The organism is Actinomyces sp. ICM39 (assembly GCF_000282935.1).
Taxonomy (GTDB): Bacteria; Actinomycetota; Actinomycetes; order Actinomycetales; family Actinomycetaceae; genus Pauljensenia; species Pauljensenia odontolytica_B.
The window spans coordinates 1-4,066 of record NZ_ALCB01000008.1 but is presented as its reverse complement, the minus strand read 5'-3'; the positions used below and the strand labels follow the sequence as shown (position 1 = coordinate 4,066).

The 4,066-nt window shown below is 68.5% G+C and carries 2 protein-coding genes; both read left to right on the top strand.

What is annotated here, in order from left to right:
- The first annotated feature begins 576 nt into the window (after positions 1-576).
- A complete protein-coding gene (locus HMPREF1137_RS00310; RefSeq protein ID WP_007587500.1) occupies positions 577-1,341 on the top strand; it encodes an ABC transporter ATP-binding protein in 765 nt (254 codons plus the stop codon).
- A 32-nt stretch (positions 1,342-1,373) separates the two neighbouring features.
- Positions 1,374-3,908, top strand: a complete 2,535-nt coding sequence (locus HMPREF1137_RS00305) for an FtsX-like permease family protein (protein ID WP_007587502.1) — start codon at positions 1,374-1,376, stop codon at positions 3,906-3,908.
- The last annotated feature ends 158 nt before the right edge of the window (positions 3,909-4,066 follow it).

Genomic DNA, 4,066 nt, shown 5'->3' with positions numbered 1-4,066 from the left:
CTCGGAGTGGTCGATCTCGAGGCCCGCCCTGGCCCCGCCACCGCCCACGGGCGCCGCAGCCAGGCCCTCCGGTCCTTCCGGCGCCCTCCACGTCGGTGATGGCGGGGGTTTTGCAGCATTAGGAGCTTTGCCTCGGCGTGTCGTCGGCGTGTCGGGGTCCTAATGATGCAATTCCCCCCGTTTGGTGGTGGCGAGGCCGCGCTGTTTGGCGTGTGCCGACCAATTTCGCATGCAATTCCCCTGTGACTATTTCAGGATTTGAATTGGCATCGTTGGAATTGCAACGATTCCGAAGGTTGTTGAAAGTTCATGCAATCGAATTGCATGCGAAACTTCTGGTAGGTGTCTGCGCCTTCACTCATGGGTACTACAGCCAGTCCCCGCCGCCAGGCCCGCGGCCCACGGGCAGTGCGGTCAGGACCAACAACCCTGCAAGCACATAACACGGGAATTTCAACGGTCGCACCCCCGGGGTGGGGCGGCCGAGCACCCCCGAGGGTACCCCGGGTGGTCTCGGGGATGAATCAGGGGAAACCTCCGTAGCGGTGACCCACGCCGCAGGCGCACCATGGGTGCATGAACACGAACACGACAATCGCGCAGGCCCCCGTGGCCGACCGGGCCCCGGCCTCGTCCATCGTCCGACTCCAGGGCGTCTCCAAGATCTACGGAAGCGGCGACGCACAGGTACGCGCCCTCGACGACGTGAGCGTCGGCTTCGGCGCCGGCGAATTCACCGCCATCATGGGCCCCTCCGGCTCCGGCAAATCCACGATGATGCATATCCTCGCCGGCCTCGACGCCCCCACCTCCGGGCACGTCTTCGTCGAAGACACCGACATCACCGAGCTGAAAGACACCGCGCTGACGAAGCTGCGCCGAGACCGCATCGGCTTCGTTTTCCAGTCATTCAACCTGGTGCCCACCCTGGACGCCCGCGCCAACATCCTCCTGCCCATGCGCCTGGCCGGAGCCACCCCTGAGAAGGGATGGTTCGACCTCATCGTCAACTCCCTGGGCATCGCGGATCGACTGAGCCACCGCCCCTCCGAAATGTCCGGCGGCCAGCAGCAGCGCGTCGCCGTCGCCCGCGCCCTCATGAGCCGACCCGCCGTCATCGTCGCGGATGAGCCCACCGGCAACCTCGACTCGCACTCAACGACCGAGGTCATGGACCTGCTGCGCCGCGCCGTCGACGAACTCGGCCAGAGCGTCATCATGGTCACCCACGACACCTCCACCGCCGCCTACGCGGACCGCGTCCTCGTGTGCCGAGACGGCCGCATCGTCTCCGACCTGCGCGACGTCACCGCCGACTCCCTCACCGCGGCGCTGCGCTGAACGCGCCCGCCTACATCCCCAAGGCTCACCTCATGTCTGCAACACACTCACTCCTGCGCGCTAACCTGCGCTCCCACGGCCGCCGCTACATTTCCACAGGCCTGGCCGTCGCTATCTCCACGGCCTTTATCGTCATCACCCTCATCGTCATGACGGCGATGACCTCGGGCCTGACCTCCAGCGTCTACCAGCAGTACCGCGGCGGCACGATCGTCGTCTCCCAAGACAAGGACGCGCCCGAGGGCGCCATTGAGAGCGCCGAAAAAGCCCTGAGCGCAACCAGCGGCGTCACCGCGATCAAGCACATGGCACAGTGGCCCGCCGACGCCCAAACCGACGCGACGCGCGCCGGCCTCTACGTCTCGCCGCTGGCCCCCAAGCCTTTCGCGGACCTCGACCTGAGCGCCGGAACCACCCCGACCACCGACGACCAGATCACCATCCCCGAGCACACGGCCTTGACCCTCTCGCTGAAGGTAGGCGACACCGTCCGCGTGCGCGCCGGATTCACCGAGGGCGACTACCGCACCCTCACCATCGTCGGCACCACGCGCTCGAACACCATCAGCATGGGCGTGCCCGCCAGCTACGTGACCGACGGCGGATTCTCCGCGATCTTCGGAACGACCGCCTCCGGGCAGTTCATCGTCGCAACTTCCGGATCGGATACGGACAGCAACGCAAACCCTCCCAGCGCCACCCAGGACGAGTGGGTGGCGAGAGCAAACTCCGCGCTCAGCGGCATCTCGGGCGTGACCGTGACCAGCGTGCACGAGGCGATCACGAAGGACCTCGACCAGGCGCGCCTGGGAGCGTCCGTGACGATGGGAATCATGCTGATCTTCCCGGCGATCGCGGCGCTCGTGGCCTCTATCGTCGTCTCCTCGACCTTCCGAGTGGTGCTCACGCAGCGCACCCGCGAACTGGCGCTGCTGCGCACGCTGGGAGCGACCAGGCGACAGGTCCGCTCGCTCGTGACCCGCGAGGCCCTCGCGATCGGAGCGATCTCGTCCGCGATTGGCGTCGCGCTCGGCTGGCTGATTGGCGCGCTCGCGGAGGCGGGTACCGGCCTGGCCTCTAGCGTCGTCGCGGCGCTGGCGGGAGCCTCCGTCTGGCAGCTCGCGCTCACGTGGCTCGGTGCCACCCTGTTCACGACCCTGGTCGGCGTCTTCCCGGCCCGCGCCGCCTCCCGCGTCGCACCCGTCGCCGCCCTCGCCCCCGTGAACGAGGCCGGGGCCGCCGCCCGCAAGAAGCACACCGTCCGCTTCATCATCGGCGCGCTCATCGCGGTGGCCGGCTGCGGAGCTGTGGCCCTCGCGTGGCGCTCGGATAGCGGCGGCACGAAATTCCTCGGGGCTTTCGGCGGGTCGCTCCTGGCCCTCCTCGGCGCGCTGCTCGTCGCCTCGGTGCTGCTGCCCGCCCTCACCCGCGCGTTCGGCTCGGTCTTCCCGGGCACCCTGTCCGCCATGGCCCGCGAGAACACCATGCGCAACCCCGGCCGCACCTCCGCGACTGGCACCGCGATCATCATCGGTGTGACCCTCGTCGTCACCATCATCGTCGGCGCCGCCTCCGTGCGCACCACGCTCACCAACGCCGTGAACGACGCGCGCCCCTTCGACCTCATGGCAACCTCCACGAACGGAGCGCTCACCGACGACCAGCAGGCCGCCATCGCGGCCACCGACGGCGTCGCCGCCACCGTCGCCCAGTACGCCGCCCCCGGCACCCTGACGACCACGTCGGGCGCGCCCGCCTACGCTCCCGGAGAGGGAACCGGGTCGGAGGACGAGGCCCAGGCCTCGTCGGTCATGATCACCGGAGAACCCGACTACACGGGCGTCACCCACTCGACCGTCACCCAGCTGGGTGATAACCAGGTGCGCGTCGGCGACGAGGCCCTGGCCGGGCAGACGCTGCGCCTGTGCGCCGACACGTGCGTGGACCTGAGCGCCACCTACGACAAGAACGGCAGCGTCGGCGAGGCACAGGTCTCCGAGAAAACCCTGCGATCCATCGCGAGCTCGCTCGAGCGTCAGGCGATCATCATCAAGATGGCCGACGGGGCCGACGCCGAGACCGTGCAGAGCGCGCTGCTCAAGGACTCGCACCTGAGTGTCAACGGCTCCGCGCTGGAGCGCCAGATGTACACGAAGATCATCGACCGGCTCATGCTCGTCCTCGTCGGACTGCTCGGCGTGTCCGTCCTCGTGTCCCTGGTGGGCGTGGCCAACACGCTGTCGCTGTCGGTCGCCGAACGCACACGCGAGAACGGGCTGCTGCGGGCCCTCGGCCTGACGCGACGCCAGATGAAGAGCCTCCTCGCCCTCGAGGCGCTGTTCCTGTCGATGACCGGCGCGCTGATCGGCGTCGGCATGGGTGTCGCCTTCGGGTGGGTTGGCGTCATGAGCCTGCCGATTGATGGGGCCACTGCCGTGCTGAGCGTGCCGTGGCTGCAGCTGGTCGGCGTATGCGTCGTGGCCATCGTGTCCGCGCTGCTCGCCTCGTGGCTGCCCGGCCGCCGCGCCGCCAAGGTCAGCCCCTCGGAGGCGCTGGCGACGGAGTGATCGCTTGTTGACAGATGGGTGTTGACGGGTGGGGTGCCGTGGGTCTATCCCACTGCACCCCGCCCGTTGGCGTGTGGTGTTGCGTGGTGGTGCTGCGTGTGGTGCTTGTGCTCCCACGGGTGTTCCGGGCGCCGGAGGGCCCGGCCGCTGTGTGTGCC